Origin of the sequence: Geodermatophilus pulveris (genome assembly GCF_900188375.1) — a bacterium.
GTDB lineage: Bacteria > Actinomycetota > Actinomycetes > Mycobacteriales > Geodermatophilaceae > Geodermatophilus > Geodermatophilus pulveris.
In genome coordinates, this window is sequence record NZ_FZOO01000006.1 from 55,922 (window position 1) to 71,957 (window position 16,036).

Here is a 16,036-nt window from a genome sequence, read left to right on the forward strand (position 1 = left end):
CGGCTGCTACCGCTGGGCCCGGTTCACCGCCGAGACGACCGCGCGCAGTGACGCGGTGACGATGTTGGGGTCGATGCCCACGCCCCACAGCACGCGGTCGCCGACGGCGCACTCGACGTAGGCCGCGGCGCGGGCGTCCCCGCCGGCGGACATCGCGTGCTCGGCGTAGTCCAGCACGCGGACGTCGACGTCCACCGAGCGCAGCGCGTCGACGAACGCGGCGATCGGCCCGTTGCCGCGGCCCTCGACCGTCATCGGGACGCCGGCGTCGACCAGCTCCACCACCATCTCGTCGAGGTGCTCGCCGTGGGCCCGGTGCCGGTGGCCGGTCAGGGAGAACCGGCCCCACGGGGCGTCGGGGTCGGGCAGGTACTCGTTGGAGAACGCCGCCCACATCTGCGCGGCGGTGACCTCGCCGCCCTCGTCGTCGGTGTGCCGCTGGACCACGCCGCTGAACTCGATCTGCAGCCGGCGCGGCAGGTCGAGCTGGTTCTCGGTCTTCATGACGTAGGCGACGCCGCCCTTGCCGGACTGGCTGTTCACCCGGATGACGGCCTCGTAGCTGCGGCCGACGTCCTTGGGGTCGATCGGCAGGTACGGCACCGCCCACGGCATCTCGTCACAGGCCCGCCCGGCCGCCTGCGCGTCGGCCTCCAGGGCCCGGAACCCCTTGTTGATGGCGTCCTGGTGCGAGCCGGAGAAGGCGGTGTAGACGAGGTCGCCGCCGTAGGGGTGCCGCTCGTGCACGCCCAGCTGGTTGCAGTACTCGACGGTGCGGCGGATGTCGTCGATGTCGGAGAAGTCGATCTGCGGGTCGATGCCCTGGCTGAACAGGTTCAGGCCCAGGGTGACCAGGTCGACGTTGCCGGTGCGCTCGCCGTTGCCGAACAGGCAGCCCTCGATGCGGTCGGCGCCGGCGCGGTGGCCCAGCTCGGCGGCGGCGACGGCGGTGCCGCGGTCGTTGTGCGGGTGCAGGCTCAGGATGAGCGCGTCCCGGCGGCCCAGGTTGCGGTGCATCCACTCGATCTGGTCGGCGTAGACCGTCGGCTCGGCCATCTCGACCGTCGCGGGCAGGTTGACGATCGTCGGCCGCTCCGGCGTGGGCTCCCAGACGTCGGTGACCGCGTTGCAGACCTCGACGGCGAAGTCCAGCTCGGTGCCGGTGAAGGACTCCGGGCTGTACTGGTAGCGGATCTCGGTGTCGCCCATCTGCTCGGCGAGCTTGCGCACCACCTGCGCGCCGTGCACGGCGATGTCGACGATGCCGGACCGGTCGGAGCCGAACACGACCCGCCGCTGCAGCGTGGACGTGGAGTTGTAGAGGTGGACGATCGCCTGCCGGGCGCCGCGCAGGGACTCGAAGGTGCGCTCGATCAGCTCGTCGCGGGCCTGGGTGAGCACCTGGACGGTGACGTCGTCGGGGACCAGGTCCTCCTCGACGAGCTGGCGGACGAAGTCGAAGTCGGTCTGGCTGGCCGCCGGGAAGCCGACCTCGATCTCCTTGTAGCCCATCCGGACCAGCAGCTCGAACATCCGCCGCTTGCGGTCGGGCGTCATCGGGTCGATCAGGGCCTGGTTGCCGTCACGGAGGTCCACGGCGCACCAGCGCGGGGCGGCCGTGGTGACGACGTCGGGCCAGGTGCGGTCGGGCAGGTCGACGGGGGCGAAGGGGGCGTAGCGGTGCACGGGCATCCGCGAGGGCTGCTGCGGGTGGCGGACGTGCGGGTGCATCGGGTTCCTGCTCACGGGTCGGGCTCCTCTGGGCGCGGGCTGGACGCAGCTCCGGTGGGGGCGGTCAGCAGGCGCGCCGGGGACGCTGTGGGTCACGGCGGGTCCCCGCGGCGAGGGGGCCGACCTAGGAGAGGGCCTCGCCGCGGCGGGTAAGCAGGAGGCTGCCGCGCACACGGTCACGGTAGCAGCGGGTCAGCCCGGGTCGCAGCCGCACGGGCAGCCGGCGGCGTGCCGCGGCGGGCCCGAGCCGTCGTCGACCTCGTCGCACGCCGGCGGGCAGGTGCAGGTCCAGCCGTCCTCGACGTCCCGGAACTCGCCGGCCAGGAAGCGCCGCCGCCGCTCCTGGGCGACGTCCGCCAGCGCGCGTCCAGGCGGGCCTCGGCCCGCTCCCGGGGGGAGTCGCCGGGGACCGGGACGTCGTGGTCGTCAGGCGTGCCGGACCGTGCCCGGCCGCGGTCCCGGGCGGCCCGGTCGAGGCCGGAGGTGAACCACGGCTGGGGACGCCGCGGGGTGTGCGCCCAGCGGTCACCCACCTCGTCGGTGTGCTGGGTGTCCAGGTGGGCGGGCAGCCGCCGCCCGGTGACGTCACGCGGGCCGTCGGGGTGCATCCCGGCGACCTCCCGCCCGTCAGCGTCCAGCACGGTGAGCCGGAACCCGGCCACCTCCGCGAGCACTGCCAGGCGGGTGACGCCGAGGTCGCGCGTCCCGGCCTCCGCGGCGGCGAGCGTGGTCCTGGGGACGCCGCTGCGTGCGGCCGGCGGGGCAGGGTCGTAGCGAGCCGGGACCACCTCGTGCCCGGCTCACGACGCTGCCCACAGTGCGGGGCAGGGTCGGAGCGTGCCGGGAGGAGGTGCCGGCCGGGCTGGGGCGGGCGGGTGGCTCAGAACTCCCCGCGCAGCCGCATGCCCAGCGGGCGGCCGTCGGGGTCGACCAGCAGCCGGTAGATCGGCGTCGCCCAGAGCCGGTCCCGGCGGGACAGCGGCTCAGGGGTGTGCGGGCGCAGCCGGCCCGGCGGCCGGGGTCCGCGGCGGCCGCCGTCGTGCCACGCGTCCAGCGCCGCCGCGCTGCGGTCCAGGGCGGCGACGAACGCCGCCGGGTCGATCAGGTCGTCGTCCTCGCTGCCGTCGGCGGCCCGGTCCAGGTGCTCGCGGGCCAGCCGCAGCCGCAGGTCGCGGGCGAACACCCGGGCCCCGTCCCCGGTCCCGGTCGGGTCCCGGGGCTCGCGCGGGTCCCGCGTCGTGTCGAGCACCGCCGAGGAGAGCTCGCTGTCGTGGGTCCAGGAGCGCCGGTTGAAGTTGTCGCTGCCCACGCTGGCCCACACGTCGTCCACCACGCAGACCTTGGCGTGCACGTAGACCGGCGTGCCCTGGTGGTTCTCCACGTCGAAGACGTGCACCCGGTCCCGCCCGGCCTGCCGGCACATCTCGATGGCCTGCCAGCGCCCGACGTACTGCGGGGTGACCGCGAAGGTGCCCTCCTGGTCCGGCACCCGGGGCACGACCACGACCAGGTGCAGGTCCGGGTTGTCGCGCAGCGCCTCGGCGAACAGCCGGGCCACCTCGCCGGACCACATGTACTGGTCCTCCAGGTAGACCAGCCGCCGGGCCCGGTTGATGGCCTTGGAGTAGCCGCGGGCCACCGAGCGCTCCCCGCGCGGGGCGAAGTCGTACCCCGGCCGGATGGCCGGGTAGGTGCGCAGCGACTGCACCAGGTGCGGCCCGGCCGCCGGCGGCGGGGGCAGCTGCGGCGGCAGGGGCTCGGCGACCAGGTCGGCCCCGCGGATGCGGTCGCGCACCCAGGCCAGCGGGTTGTGCGAGTCGGGGCTGGTGGGGTCGTCCCACCGCTCCCGGAACACGGTGTCCAGGACGCCGACGGCCGGACCCCGGAGCTCCAGTTGCACGTCGTGCCACGGCGGGTTCGGCCCGTACCCCGAGGCCATCGGCACCGCCTGCGGGTCGCCCCCGTGGTCGGCGTCGTCCCGGCGGCCGTGGCACAGGTCGATCCCGCCGACGAAGGCGACGTCCCGCGTGGCGTCCTGGTCGTGACGGAGCACCACGAGCTTCTGGTGGTGGCTGCCGCCGCGGCGCACCCGCTGGTCGAGGATCACCATGCCGCCGCCGTCCTCGATCTCCGCGTCCAGGGCGCGGTTGGCCTCCTTGCTGAAGGAGATCCAGTCCGTGTGCGACCGCCACACCAGCCCGCGCACGGTGACCCCGCGGCTGACGGCCTCGGTGAACAGCTGGGCGACGGTCGGCCCGCCGGGGCGCAGCTCCTCGTCGGGGTCGCCCCGCCAGTCGGTGAAGAACAGGTGGTCACCCTCGTCGAGGACCTGCACGCACTCCACGAGCCGGTCGAAGTAGGCGACGCCGTGCACGAGCGGCTCGGCGAGGTTGCCCTCGGTGTAGGCGGGCAGGTCCGTCGACGGGTTGGCACGCTCCTCGGCCCTCAGCAGCCAGCGCTCCGCGTCGTCCACCCGGTGATCACAACGTCCCGCCCCCCAGGTACGCAACCACGGTCACCACGGGGGCCTCGGTAGCCTCATGCCCCGTGGCCCTCGTCGTCCAGAAGTACGGCGGCTCGTCCGTCGCCTCCGCCGCGCACATCAAGCGCGTCGCCGAGCGGATCGTGGCGGCCAAGGAGGCCGGCGACGATGTCGTGGTCGTGGTCTCGGCGATGGGCGACACCACCGACGAGCTGCTCGACCAGGCCGCGCAGATCACCGACGAGCCGCCCGGCCGCGAGCTGGACATGCTGCTCACCGCCGGTGAGCGCATCTCCATGGCCCTGCTGGCCATCGCCATCAACACCCACGGCTACGAGGCCCGGTCGTTCACCGGCTCGCAGGCGGGGGTGATCACCACCTCCAGCCACGGCCGGGCGCGCATCATCGACGTCACCCCCGGCCGGCTGCGGGAGGCCCTCGACGAGGGCGCCATCGTCATCGTCGCGGGCTTCCAGGGCGTCAGCCAGGACACCAAGGACGTCACCACGCTGGGCCGCGGCGGGTCGGACACGACCGCCGTCGCCGTCGCCGCGGCGCTGCGGGCCGACGTGTGCGAGATCTACACCGACGTCGACGGGGTGTTCACCGCCGACCCACGGATCGTGCCCAACGCCCGGCGGCTGGACACGGTGACGTACGAGGAGATGCTCGAGCTCGCCGCCTCGGGGGCGAAGGTGCTCGTGCTCCGCTGCGTCGAGTACGCCCGCCGGTACGGCATCCCGGTGCACGTCCGCAGCTCCTACTCCCAGCTCCCCGGCACCACGGTGACCGGCTCGATGGAGGACCTCACGGTGGAACAGGCCATCATCACCGGCGTCGCACACGACCGCTCCGAGGGGAAGATCACCGTCTTCGGGGTGCCCGACCGGCCCGGGGAGGCCGCCCAGCTCTTCCGGGTGCTGGCCGAGGCCGAGGTCAACATCGACATGATCGTGCAGAACGTGTCGGCGGCGGCCAGCAAGCTCGCCGACATCTCCTTCACGCTGCCCAAGAGCGACGGCCCGGCGGCGCTCGCCGCCCTGGAGCAGGTCAAGCACACCGTCGGCTACACCGACGTCACCTTCGACCAGCACATCGGCAAGGTGTCGCTGGTCGGCGCGGGCATGCGCTCGCACCCCGGCGTGTCGGCGCGCTTCTTCGGCGCGCTGGCCGACGCGGGGGTCAACCTGGAGCTGATCAGCACCTCGGAGATCCGCATCTCCGTGGTGTGCCGGGACACCGACGTGGACGTCGCCGTCCGCGCGGTGCACGACGCCTTCGACCTCGGCACCGAGGAGGCCGAGGCGGTCGTCTACGGAGGGACGGGACGATGAACCTCTCCAGCAGCGACGGGCTGCGCGTCGGCATCGTCGGCGCCACCGGCCAGGTCGGCGGCGTGGTGCGGCAGATCCTCGCGGACCGGGGCTTCCCGATCGGCGAGCTGCGCTTCTTCGCCTCCGCCCGCTCCGCGGGCAGCACCCTGCCGTGGGGGGACGGGGAGATCACCGTCGAGGACGCCGCGACCGCCGACCCCGCCGGGCTCGACATCGCGATCTTCTCGGCCGGTGCGTCGACCTCCAGGGTGCAGGCGCCGCGGTTCGCCGAGGCGGGCGTGACCGTCATCGACAACAGCTCGGCCTGGCGCCGCGACCCCGACGTCCCGCTGGTGGTCGCCGAGGTCAACCCGCAGGCGCTGGCGTCGATCCCGAGGGGGATCATCGCCAACCCGAACTGCACCACGATGGCCGCGATGCCGGTGCTCAAGCCGCTGCACGACGAGGCCCGGCTGGTCCGGGTCGTGGCCAGCACCTACCAGGCGGTCTCCGGCAGCGGCCTGGCCGGCGTCGAGGAGCTCGACACCCAGGTGAAGGCGGTCGTCGACAAGGCCGCGGAGCTCGCCCACGACGGGTCGGCGGTGCCCTTCCCGGAGCCGGTCAAGTACGTGCGGCCGATCGCGTTCAACGTGCTGCCGATGGCCGGCTCGCTGGTCGACGACGGCACGAACGAGACCGACGAGGAGCAGAAGCTCCGCAACGAGAGTCGCAAGATCCTCGACATCCCCGACCTGCGGGTGTCGGGGACCTGCGTGCGGGTGCCGGTCTTCACCGGGCACTCGCTGTCGCTCAACGTCGAGTTCGCCCGGCCGCTGACGGCCGAGCGGGCCACCGAGCTGCTGTCGGCCGCGCCGGGCGTGGAGCTCACCACCGTCCCCACGCCGCTGCAGGCGGCCGGCCGGGACCCGAGCTACGTCGGCCGCGTCCGGCAGGACCCGGGTGTCGACGGCGACCGTGGCCTGGCGTTGTTCGTCAGCAACGACAACCTGCGCAAGGGCGCGGCGCTCAACACCGTCCAGATCGCGGAGCTGGTGGCCGCGACGAGGTGACCACCGCTGTGGGATCCGGCGTGGGGCCCGGAGGGCTCCCGCCGGACGGCCACGAAGGGCCTCGCGTCAGGGCCGGACGTGGCGTAGCGCGAAGTCCAGGGCGACCTCGACCTGGCGGATGGTCTCCTCGACGACCAGCGAGCCGTGGCCGGCGTCGAAGCGGTACACCTCGTGCGGCTTGTCCAGCTCGGTCAGCCGGGCGAGGTAGTTGTCGATCTGCCGGATCGGGCAGCGCGGGTCGTTCGCGCCGGCCACCACGAGCACCGGGGCGACCACGGACTGCACGTGGGTGATCGGCGAGGAGCGCACGTACACGTCGCGCACCTGCTCCGGTGAGCCGCCGAACAGCGCCCGGTCGTAGGCGCGCAGGCCCTCCATCTCGTCCTCGTAGGCGGCCAGGTAGTCCGCCACGGGGACCTCGGCGATGCCGGCGGCCCACCGTTCGGGCTGCGTGCCCAGGCCCAGCAGGGTGAGGAAGCCGCCCCAGGACCCGCCGGAGATCAGCGCCCGCGCCGGGTCGAGGAAGCCCTCCGCCACCAGCGCGTCGTAGACGGCGGCGACGTCCTCGAGCTCGGTGAGCCCGGGCCGGCCGGTCAGCGCGTCCCGCCACGCGGACCCGTAGCCGGTCGAGCCTCGGTAGTTGACGTGCACGACCGCGTACCCGGCGTCCACGTAGGCCGCCCGGCGGGCGCGGTAGGAGTCGTCGTCGGCGGCCTCCGGCCCGCCGTGCACGAGGAACGCGGTCGCGTACGGGGCGGGGCCGGCCGGGCGCACCACCAGGGCGTGCACGTCGCCGCCCGGGCCGGGCACCCAGCGGTCCTCGACCGGGTACGCCGGCGGCGGCGCCTCGCCGGGTGCGGCGAGCACGACCGGCCCGTCGGCCCGCCGGACCACCGGCGGCAGCTCGGCGTTCGACCAGGCCAGCTCCACGGTGCCGTCGGGCCGGGCGGTGGCCCCGCGGACGACGCCGCGCGGGGTGTCCAGCTGCTCCAGCGCGCCGGTGGCCAGGTCGTAGCGGTACAGCTCGCTGCGGGCGGCGTGGTCGTGGCCGACCAGCAGCGCCGAGCCGTCGGGGTACCAGCCGGCGGTCACGTCCCCGGGCAGGTCGAGCACGACCTCGGTCTCGGTGTCGGCGTCGACGTCCCAGACCAGCAGCTCCTCGCGGCCGCGGCGCTCGTGGCCGACCAGCAGCCGCCGGTCACCGGGCAGCGGGGCGAACGCCAGCGCGTGCAGCCCCAGTCCCTCGCCGTCCCACTTCTCCGCGACGACGTCGGGCGCGTCCTCGGTGGTGGTGGCGGTGCGCAGCACCCGCAGCGCCGGGTAGCGCGGGTCGCCGTGCTCGGAGTGCGAGACGACCAGCAGGTCCTCGTCGTGGGTGAGCGCGTCGACCGACGCCGGGTCCGCGTGCCGGTAGACCACCCGTGGCGTGCCGCCGGCCGGGGCCAGCCACAGCTCCGAGCCGTCGTCGGTGGACCGGCCGACCGCCACCACCGCCGACCCGACCTCCAGGCCGGCCGGGTAGGCCGGACCGACCTCGGGGACGGCGACGCGGTGCGCCCCGCCGGCGAACGGCTGGGTCATCCAGACGCCGAACTCGTCGCCGTCGGTGTCGGCGAACCACCAGATCGTCTCGCCGTCCGGGCTGAGCGTGCCGATCAGCGTGCCGTTGGGCCGGTCGGTGGCCTGCCGGTGGACGTCGGTGCTGCGGTCCCACGCGTACTGCTCGACGACGCCGCTGACGTCGGAGGAGTACAGGCTGCGGTGCGGCGCCTCCAGCGCCCAGTCGGGCAGGCTGACCCGGGGGGCGCGGAAGCGGGCCTGCCAGCGGGCGGTGACCTCGGGAGGGAGGGCGGGGACGGGGTGCTCGGGAGTCACCGGCTCATCCTCCCCGGGCGCCTGAGCAGCCGGCGGAGGGCCTCGGAACGCACCAGGGGCCGCCTCGCGGCGGCCCCTGGACAGCGTCGGGGTGACAGGATTTGAACCTGCGACCTCGTCGTCCCGAACGACGCGCGCTACCAAGCTGCGCCACACCCCGAGGTACGCGTCGAGTCTAGCCGACGCCCGGTTCACCCCCGACGGGCGGTGAGGGTGAGCAGCGTCGCCTCCGGCGGGCAGGCGAACCGGGCCGGCGCGTACGGGCTGGTGCCCAGCCCGGCCGACACGTGCAGCCAGGTGCCGTTCGGCCGGCCCGCCGAGGGCTCCGCCCAGCGGTGCAGCCAGCGCGCCCGGGCGCGGTCGATGCCGCAGTTGGTGACCAGCGCCCCGTAGAAGGGCACCCGCAGCTGCCCGCCGTGGGTGTGCCCGCACAGCAGCAGGTCGTGGCCGTCGGCGGCGAACCGGTCGAGCACCCGCGGCTCGGGGGAGTGCGCCAGCCCGACGCGCAGGTCCGCGGCCGGGTCCGCGGGCCCGGCGACGGCGTCGTAGCGGTCGCGGTGCAGGTGGGAGTCGTCGACGCCGGCGAACGCAATCCGCCGCCCGCCGACGACGAGCTCGCCGCGGGCGTTGGTGAGGTCCAGCCAGCCGCGGGCGGTGAGCCCGTCGCGCAGCTCCCGCCAGGGCAGCTCGTCGCCGTGCACCCGCACGTGGCCGGGCCGGAAGTACTTGAGCGGGTTCTTCGGCCGGGGCGCGTAGTAGTCGTTGCTGGCCAGCACGAAGACCCCGGGCAGGTCCAGCAGCGGCCCCAGGGCGCGCAGCGTCCCGGGTACGGCGTCGTGGCCGGCCAGGTTGTCGCCGGTGTCGACCACCAGGTCCGGCTCCAGGGCGGCCAGCGAGGCCACCCACTCCTGCTTGGACCGCTGCCCGGCGGTCATGTGCAGGTCGGACAGGTGCAGCACCCGCAGCGGTGCGGAGCCCGGCGCGAGCACCGGGACGTCGAACCGGCGCAGGGTCCATCGGGTGCGCTCGTAGAGGGAGGCGTAGGCAACTCCGGCGATGGCGATCCCCGCGGTCGCAGACCCGAGGACGGCGGCCGGGAGGACGGTGGTCGCGCGCACGGCAGCCCAGGGTACGCAGGGGACCGCCGCGGCCGCCGTGCCAGGCTGGCACCCGTGTCCGAGCTCAAGGAACGGCTGCGCGCCGACCTGACCACCGCGATGAAGTCCCGCGACGAGCTGCGCACCGCCACGCTGCGCATGGTGCTGGCGGCGGTCAGCGCCGAGGAGGTGGCCGGCAAGGAGGCCCGCGAGCTGGCCGACGACGAGGTGCAGGCGGTGCTGCGCCGGGAGGCGAAGAAGCGCCGGGAGGCCGCGGAGGCGTTCGCCTCGGCCGGCCGCGCCGAGCAGGCCGCCCGGGAGCGCGCCGAGGGCGACGTGGTCGCCGCCTACCTGCCCGCCCAGCTCGAGGACGCCGACCTCGCCGCGCTGGTCGCCGACGTGGTCACCCGCACCGGCGCCGGCGGGATGCGGGACATGGGCCGGGTCATGGGCGCGGTGCAGCAGGAGGTCGCCGGCCGCGCCGACGGCGGCCGGGTGGCCGCGGAGGTCCGCCGCCAGCTCGGCTGAAGGCGACCCGCACGATCAGCCGCCGGGGCGGCCCCCTCCGGGGCGCCCGGCCGGACGGCCCGGCCGCTGGTCACCGGCGTCGCCCCCGGAGGCCTGCGCGGCCGGCGCGGTCGGCGCGGGAGCCCGCGGGACCGGCGGCGGCTCGGTGAAGGGCACCGCCGGCTGGCCGGCGAGGACGGGGGCCATGGCGTGGTAGAAGATCGTCGCCGGCATGCCGCCGCCGAAGCCCCGGACCTGCTCGCGCTCCTTGGGGTTGTAGACCATGACGCTGGCCGCGTACTCCGGGGTGTACCCGATGAAGGCGACCGAGAGGTTGTCCTGGCTGGTACCGGTCTTCCCGGCGATCCGGTGCCCGGGGATGGCCGCGTTGCGTCCGGTGCCGTAGGGGGACTCGGTGTCCCCGACCAGCACCTGGTTGAGCGTGGTGGCGATCGCCGGGGGGACCGCGCCGGGCGTGCACCGGTCGCCGGTGACGACCGGCCGGCCGTCGCGGGTCAGGGGCTGGCCGGACCGGTCGAGCACGGCGGTCACCGGGGTGGGGTCGCACCGGGTGCCGTCGGCGGCCAGCGTGGAGTAGGCGCTGGCCAGGTACAGCGGGCTGGTCGCCTCCGGGCCGAAGGTGAACGACCCCCGGTTCTCGGCGATGATCTGGTCGGCCGGCGTCGCGCTGAACCGCATGCCCATCCGCTCGGCCATGCGCACCGGGCCCTCGACGCTGCCGAGCTGGTCCTCCAGCGCGAGGAAGTAGGTGTTCGACGAGCGGATCAGCGCGTCGGTCATCGACAGCGTCCGCGGGTAGCCGTTGCCGACGTTCTCCACGTCGTAGGGGCGGCCGCCGTCCTTGTACACGCGCGAGACGTACGGCTCGCCGGCCGTGATGACGTGGGAGATCGGGAAGCCCCGCTCGAGCGCCGCGGCGGCGGTGAACACCTTGTAGGTGGAGCCGGCGCCCTGCCCGGCGACGACGTTGAGGTTCACCGATTCACACTCCGGGCCGTCGCAGCCGAAGCGGCGGTTGACGGCCATCGCCAGCACGTGGCCGGTGCCCGGCTCGACGGCGGTGAACGTGCCGGCCAGCGAGTCGCCCATCTCCAGCTCGCGCAGCACCGCCTGGTCGGCCGAGCGCTGCAGGTCCGGCCGCAGCGTCGTCTGGATCGTCAGGCCGCCGGTCTCGATCTCCTCCTGGGTCAGCCCCAGCGTGCCGGTGAGGTGGTCGGCGACGAAGGCGCAGAAGAAGCCGCCCATGGTGGCGTCGATGCAGCCGTTGGGCGCACCGGCACCGGGGGCGACCTGCACCGGCAGCGCGGCGGTCTCGGCGAACTCGGCCTGGGTGATCATGCCCAGGTCCAGCATCCGCTGCAGCACCTGGTTGCGCCGGTTCTGCCCGTTCTCCGGGTTGGTGATCGGGTCGTCGACCGAGGGGCTCTGCACCAGGCCGGCGAGCATGGCCGCCTGCGGCAGGGTCAGCTCGGCGGCGTCCGCGCTGAAGTAGCGCTGCGCGGCGGCCTGCACGCCGTAGGAGCCCTGGCCGAAGTACACGAGGTTGAGGTAGCGGGTGAGGATCTCGTCCTTGGAGTACTGCTCCTCCAGGGCGAGGGCGAGGCGCGCCTCGCGCAGCTTGCGGCCCACGCTCTCCTCGGTGGCGGCCAGCCGCTCCTCGGCGGTGTCCGCGGTCTGCGCGAGGGTCTGCTTGACCAGCTGCTGCGTGAGCGTCGAGCCGCCCTCCTGCACCGAGCCGGCCGCCAGGTTGGTGGCCAGCGCCCGCGCCGTGCCCTGCACGTCCAGGCCGTTGTGCTCACCGAAGCGGGAGTCCTCGATGGCCACCAGCGCGTCCTTCATGACCGGCGCGATCCGGTCCGAGGGCACCGGCGTGCGGTCGTTCCGGTAGAACATCGTGATCAGCGAGCCGTCGGCCGCGAGCACCCGGGTGTTGCCCGCCGGTGCCTCGTCGGTGAGCTCCACCGGCAGGGCGTCCAGCAGGGACGCGGAGTTGCGGGCGGCCACGCCGGTGCCCCCCACGAAGGGCAGCAGCATGCCGGCGACCAGCGCTCCGGCGAGGAGGATGGTGGCGGCGAGCTGGGCGAGGACCCGGGCGCGGGGAGGGGCGGCGGGAGACATCGCAGGCCAATGTACGTGCCGGCTCGCGCGCGGCCTCGCGGTCAGCGACGGCGCGCGGGGAGGATGCGCCGGCGCGGCACCCCAGTTGGCGTGTCGCCGTCCGGGCCGATCAGGGCGTCGGCCATGACGCGCAGCCCGTCGAGGTCGTGCACGTCGCCGGCGGTCGCCGGCACGGTGCGGACGGCGACCTCCGGGTGGGCGCTGGTGAACCGGTCGGCCAGGTGCTGCTCGCGGGTGGCCAGCGCCATCCGCTCGGCGTGCACCCGCAGCGCCCCGGCCGCGAGCTCCGCACCCTCGCCCCCGGCCTCCAGCACCTCCTCGGCCGCGCCGTCGGCCCGGGTCGCCGACAGCGCCGTCGTCGTCGGCGGGTGGGTGCGGTTGAGCACCAGCCCGGCCAGCGGCATCCGCTCGGTGGACAGCCGGTCGACGAAGTAGGAGGCCTCCCGCAGCGCGTCGGGCTCGGGGGTGGCGACCACGACGAACCAGGTGCCCGGCCGGCGCAGCAGCTCGTAGGTGGCGGTCGCCCGCTCGCGGAAGCCGCCGAACATGGTGTCCAGCGCGGAGACGAAGGCGGAGATGTCCCGCAGCAGCTGCCCGCCGAGGATCTTGGAGATGATCCGGCTGAAGAACAGGAAGCCGGCGCTGGCGATCCGGAACCCGGTCCGGCTCGGGGCGGTGAGCAGCCGGATCATCGTGCCGTCGAGGAAGCGGCTCATCCGGTTCGGGGCGTCGAGGAAGTCCAGCGCCGACCGCGACGGCGGCGTGTCGACGATGACGAGGTCCCACCGGTCGCCGGCCCGCAGCTGACCGAGCTTCTCCATCGCCATGTACTCCTGCGTGCCCGCGAAGGAGGACGACAGGGTCTGGTAGAAGGGGTTGTCCAGGATCTGCTGGGCCCGCTCGGGGGTGGAGTGCGCCACGACGATGTCGTCGAAGGTGCGCTTCATGTCCAGCATCATCGCGTGCAGCTCGCCGGGGGCCCCGGGGACGTCGATCCGCCGGGGCTCGTTGTCCAGCTCCACCAGGCCGAGGGACTGCGCCAGCCGGCGCGCCGGGTCGATGGTGAGGACGACCACGGTGCGCCCGGCCTGCGCCGCGGCCAGCCCGAGGGCCGCCGACGTCGTCGTCTTGCCCACGCCCCCGGCGCCGCAGCAGACCACGATCCGGGTGCCGGGGTCGGTGACCAGCTCGGCCAGCTCGAAGGGCAGCGCCTCCGGCGCGGGGGGTGCCGGCGGGCGGGGCTGCCGGCGGGTGCGCGCGGTCGTCCGGGTCACGCCGCCACCCCCGCGCGCAGGTGCTCCTCGAGCCGGCCGGCGAGCTCGAACAGCGCCCCGAGGTCGATCGGGCCGGGCAGCAGGGGCAGCTCCAGCGTCGGGCGGCCCAGCGCCTCCACCTCGTCGCGCAGCTCGTCCTGGGCGGCCCAGCGGCGGGCGTGCTCGGTGGCCGCGGCGGCCAGCGCGTCGGCCAGCCCGGGCACGTCCTGCAGTCCGGCGGCGGCCAGGGCCGCGGCGAGGTCGGCGCCGGCCAGGCCGTCCTCGGCGGCGCGGACGAGCTCCGGTTCGGGCAGCGCCGGCTCGGTGGCCATGTTCACCACGACCGACCCCAGCGGCAGCCCGACCGAGGTGAGCTCGGCGATCGCGTCGGCGGTCTCCTGCACGGGCATGTCCTCCAGCAGCGTGACCAGGTGGACCGCCGTCTGCGGCGACCGGAGCACGGCCATGACGCCGTCGCTCTGCGTCTTGATCGGCCCGGAGCGGGTCAGGCCGGCCATCTCGCCGGTGACGTTGAGGAAGCGGGTGATCCGGCCGGTGGGCGGGGCGTCGACGACGACGGCGTCATGCACCGGGCGGCCGTCGGGGCGGCGACGGGTGACCGCCTCCTTGACCTTGCCGGTGAGCAGCACGTCGCGCAGGCCCGGGGCGATCGTCGTGGCGAAGTCGACCGCGCCCACCCGGCGCAGCGCCCGGCCGGCGCGGCGCAGGTTGTAGAACATCTCCAGGTACTCGAGGAGGGCCTCCTCGACGTCGATGGCCAGCGCCTTGACCTCGCCGCCGCCGCGGGTGACGGCGACCCGCCGCTCCTCGTAGGGCAGCGGCGGGGTGTCGAACAGCTGCGCGATGCCCTGGCGGCCCTCGGTCTCCACCAGCAGCACCTGCCGGCCGTCGGCGGCCAGGGCGAGGGCGAGGGCCGCGGCGACCGTGGTCTTGCCGGTCCCGCCCTTCCCGGTGACGACGTGACAGCGCACGGGGGAGGGGGCGGGGTCCACGGGCACGAGCCTAGGAGTCGCCCGCACATCGCACCCCTCGCGGGCCCGGGACGGGCCCGGGCCGGAGCCGGGGGGCTGCGCTAGCGTCGCGCCCATGAGCGAACCGGCCCGCGTGCGGTGGGAGTACGCCACCATCCCGCTGCTGATCCACAACACCAAGGCGATCCTGGACTCCTGGGGCGTCGACGGGTGGGAGCTGGTCACCGTGCTGCCGGGGCCCGGTGGCGCCGACCAGCCCGTGGCCTACCTCAAGCGCCCGGCCGGCTGAGCGACGTGAGCGGCCCGCAGGCCCAGAGCTGGCACGCCCGGCTGGCCGAGCTCGGCATCCGGCTGCCGCCGGTCGCGACGCCCGTCGCCGCCTACGTGCCGGCGGTGCGCAGCGGCCAGCTGGTGCACACCTCCGGCCAGCTGCCCTTCGTCGACGGTGGGCTGCGCCGCACCGGCAAGGTCGGCGGCTCGGTGGACGCCGAGGACGCCGCGCACGACGCCAAGCTGTGCGCCCTCAACGCCCTGGCCGCGATCGACGACCTGGTGGGCCTGGACCAGGTGGCCCGCGTCGTGCGCGTGGTCGGCTACGTCGCCAGCGCGGAGGGCTTCACCGGCCAGCCGCGGGTGGTCAACGGCGCCAGCGAGCTGCTCGGGCGGATCTTCGGCGAGGCCGGCCGGCACGCGCGCAGCGCCGTCGGCGTGGCCGAGCTCCCGCTGGGCGCCCCCGTCGAGGTCGAGCTGACGGTCGAGCTGAGGTGAGCCCCGCGGAGCCGAAGCAGGCGGCGACCGTGGTGCTGCTGCGCGACGGCACGCCCGGCCTGGAGGTCTACCTGCTCCGGCGCACCCGCGGCATGCCCTTCGCCGGCGGGATGACCGCCTACCCCGGCGGCGGGGTCGACCCGCGTGACGGCGACGTCCAGACGGCGTGGGCCGGCCCCCCGCCCGCCGAGTGGGCGCACGCCTTCGGCTGCGACGAGCGGACGGCCCGCGAGCTGGTCTGCGCCGCGGTCCGCGAGACGTTCGAGGAGGCCGGGGTGCTGCTCGCCGGCGCGGCCGACGGCGGGGACGTCGTGCCGGACGTGTCCGGCGACGAGTGGGAGGCCCAGCGGCAGGCCCTGCTCGCCCGCGAGCTGTCCCTCGCCGAGCTGCTGGCCGGCCGCCGCCTGGCCCTGCGGTCGGACCTGCTGCGACCCTTCGCGCACTGGATCACCCCGCCGGCCGAGCCGCGGCGCTACGACACCAAGTTCTTCGCCGCCGCGCTGCCGGTCGGCCAGGAGGCCCGGCACGTCACCGGCGAGGCCGACGAGGTGAGCTGGCTGACGCCGGCCGCCGCGCTGGCCGAGATGTCGTCCGGCCTGCGCCCCATGCTGCCGCCGACGATCCACACCCTCGGGCAGCTGGAGCCCTTCGCCGACGTGGCCGCCGCGCTGGCCGGGTCGCCGCCGGAGCCGCTGCACCCGATCTGCCCGTCATTCGCCGACGAGCCCGACGGCCGCTGGGCCGTGCTGCCCGACGGCACCCGCATCCGGATGGTCGTGCCGCTCCCGTCCTGAGTCCCGGGAGCTGGG

General features: G+C 75.0%; 13 protein-coding genes and 1 tRNA gene. 6 read left to right on the plus strand and 8 right to left on the minus strand.

Going from position 1 to position 16,036, the window contains the following annotated elements:
* Positions 1–6 precede the first annotated feature (6 nt).
* Both leuA and CHB98_RS13285 read right to left on the minus strand, forming a co-directional pair.
* Positions 7–1,746: a 2-isopropylmalate synthase gene (leuA, locus tag CHB98_RS13275; protein WP_245821134.1), complete on the minus strand. Its 1,740-nt coding sequence runs from the start codon at positions 1,744–1,746 to the stop codon at positions 7–9.
* Between the two features lie 865 nt (positions 1,747–2,611).
* Positions 2,612–4,204, minus strand: coding sequence for a phospholipase D family protein (locus CHB98_RS13285; RefSeq protein ID WP_089306087.1), 1,593 nt, complete (start codon positions 4,202–4,204; stop codon positions 2,612–2,614).
* A gap of 74 nt (positions 4,205–4,278) precedes the next feature.
* On the opposite strand from CHB98_RS13285, the gene CHB98_RS13290 reads away from it, so the two are divergent.
* Positions 4,279–5,547, plus strand: coding sequence for an aspartate kinase (locus CHB98_RS13290; RefSeq protein WP_089306088.1), 1,269 nt, complete (start codon positions 4,279–4,281; stop codon positions 5,545–5,547).
* Entirely contained in the window at positions 5,544–6,596 is a 1,053-nt protein-coding gene (locus tag CHB98_RS13295) for an aspartate-semialdehyde dehydrogenase (RefSeq protein WP_089306089.1), read from the plus strand. Before CHB98_RS13290 ends, CHB98_RS13295 begins: the two co-directional genes overlap by 4 nt.
* Before the next feature lie 66 nt (positions 6,597–6,662).
* On the opposite strand, the gene CHB98_RS13300 is transcribed toward CHB98_RS13295, so the two are convergent.
* The 3 genes from CHB98_RS13300 to CHB98_RS13310 form a co-directional block, all read right to left on the minus strand.
* Positions 6,663–8,471 carry a S9 family peptidase gene (locus CHB98_RS13300; RefSeq protein ID WP_089306090.1) on the minus strand — a complete coding sequence of 603 codons (1,809 nt, stop codon included), beginning with the start codon at positions 8,469–8,471 and terminating at the stop codon, positions 6,663–6,665.
* 86 nt (positions 8,472–8,557) lie between these two features.
* Positions 8,558–8,631 (minus strand) — tRNA-Pro (locus CHB98_RS13305).
* A 31-nt stretch (positions 8,632–8,662) separates the two neighbouring features.
* Positions 8,663–9,589: a metallophosphoesterase gene (locus CHB98_RS13310; RefSeq protein ID WP_089306091.1), complete on the minus strand. Its 927-nt coding sequence runs from the start codon at positions 9,587–9,589 to the stop codon at positions 8,663–8,665.
* Positions 9,590–9,643: 54 nt separating this feature from the next.
* On the opposite strand from CHB98_RS13310, the gene CHB98_RS13315 reads away from it, so the two are divergent.
* On the plus strand, positions 9,644–10,096 hold the full coding sequence (locus CHB98_RS13315) for a GatB/YqeY domain-containing protein (protein WP_089306092.1): 453 nt from the start codon (positions 9,644–9,646) through the stop codon (positions 10,094–10,096).
* Between the two features lie 15 nt (positions 10,097–10,111).
* On the opposite strand, the gene CHB98_RS13320 is transcribed toward CHB98_RS13315, so the two are convergent.
* From CHB98_RS13320 to bagA, 3 genes are read right to left on the minus strand one after another with little or no spacing between them, the layout of a single operon-like run.
* Entirely contained in the window at positions 10,112–12,214 is a 2,103-nt protein-coding gene (locus CHB98_RS13320) for a transglycosylase domain-containing protein (protein WP_089306093.1), read from the minus strand.
* 41 nt (positions 12,215–12,255) lie between these two features.
* Positions 12,256–13,488, minus strand: coding sequence for an ATPase BagB (bagB, locus tag CHB98_RS13325; RefSeq protein WP_218822363.1), 1,233 nt, complete (start codon positions 13,486–13,488; stop codon positions 12,256–12,258).
* Positions 13,485–14,480, minus strand: coding sequence for an ATPase BagA (bagA, locus tag CHB98_RS13330; RefSeq protein WP_089306269.1), 996 nt, complete (start codon positions 14,478–14,480; stop codon positions 13,485–13,487). Before bagA ends, bagB begins: the two co-directional genes overlap by 4 nt.
* A 94-nt stretch (positions 14,481–14,574) precedes the next feature.
* Between bagA and sp36 the strand changes: the two genes are divergently transcribed.
* From sp36 to CHB98_RS13345, 3 genes are read left to right on the plus strand one after another with little or no spacing between them, the layout of a single operon-like run.
* A complete protein-coding gene (sp36, locus tag CHB98_RS21675; protein WP_089306094.1) occupies positions 14,575–14,748 on the plus strand; it encodes a Sp36 family protein in 174 nt (57 codons plus the stop codon).
* A gap of 5 nt (positions 14,749–14,753) precedes the next feature.
* Positions 14,754–15,227 carry a RidA family protein gene (locus CHB98_RS13340; RefSeq protein ID WP_089306095.1) on the plus strand — a complete coding sequence of 158 codons (474 nt, stop codon included), beginning with the start codon at positions 14,754–14,756 and terminating at the stop codon, positions 15,225–15,227.
* Entirely contained in the window at positions 15,224–16,021 is a 798-nt protein-coding gene (locus CHB98_RS13345; RefSeq protein WP_089306096.1) for an NUDIX hydrolase, read from the plus strand. The genes CHB98_RS13340 and CHB98_RS13345 overlap by 4 nt, the downstream gene beginning before the upstream one ends.
* Positions 16,022–16,036: the final 15 nt, after the last annotated feature.

Excerpts from the sequence above, each read along its gene's own strand:
- CHB98_RS13320 (WP_089306093.1), bottom strand. The coding sequence starts at position 12,214 with ATGTCTCCCGCCGCCCCTCCCCGCGCCCGGGTCCTCGCCCAGCTCGCC.
- CHB98_RS13295 (WP_089306089.1), top strand. The coding sequence starts at position 5,544 with ATGAACCTCTCCAGCAGCGACGGGCTGCGCGTCGGCATCGTCGGCGCC.
- sp36 (WP_089306094.1), top strand. The coding sequence starts at position 14,575 with ATGAGCGAACCGGCCCGCGTGCGGTGGGAGTACGCCACCATCCCGCTG.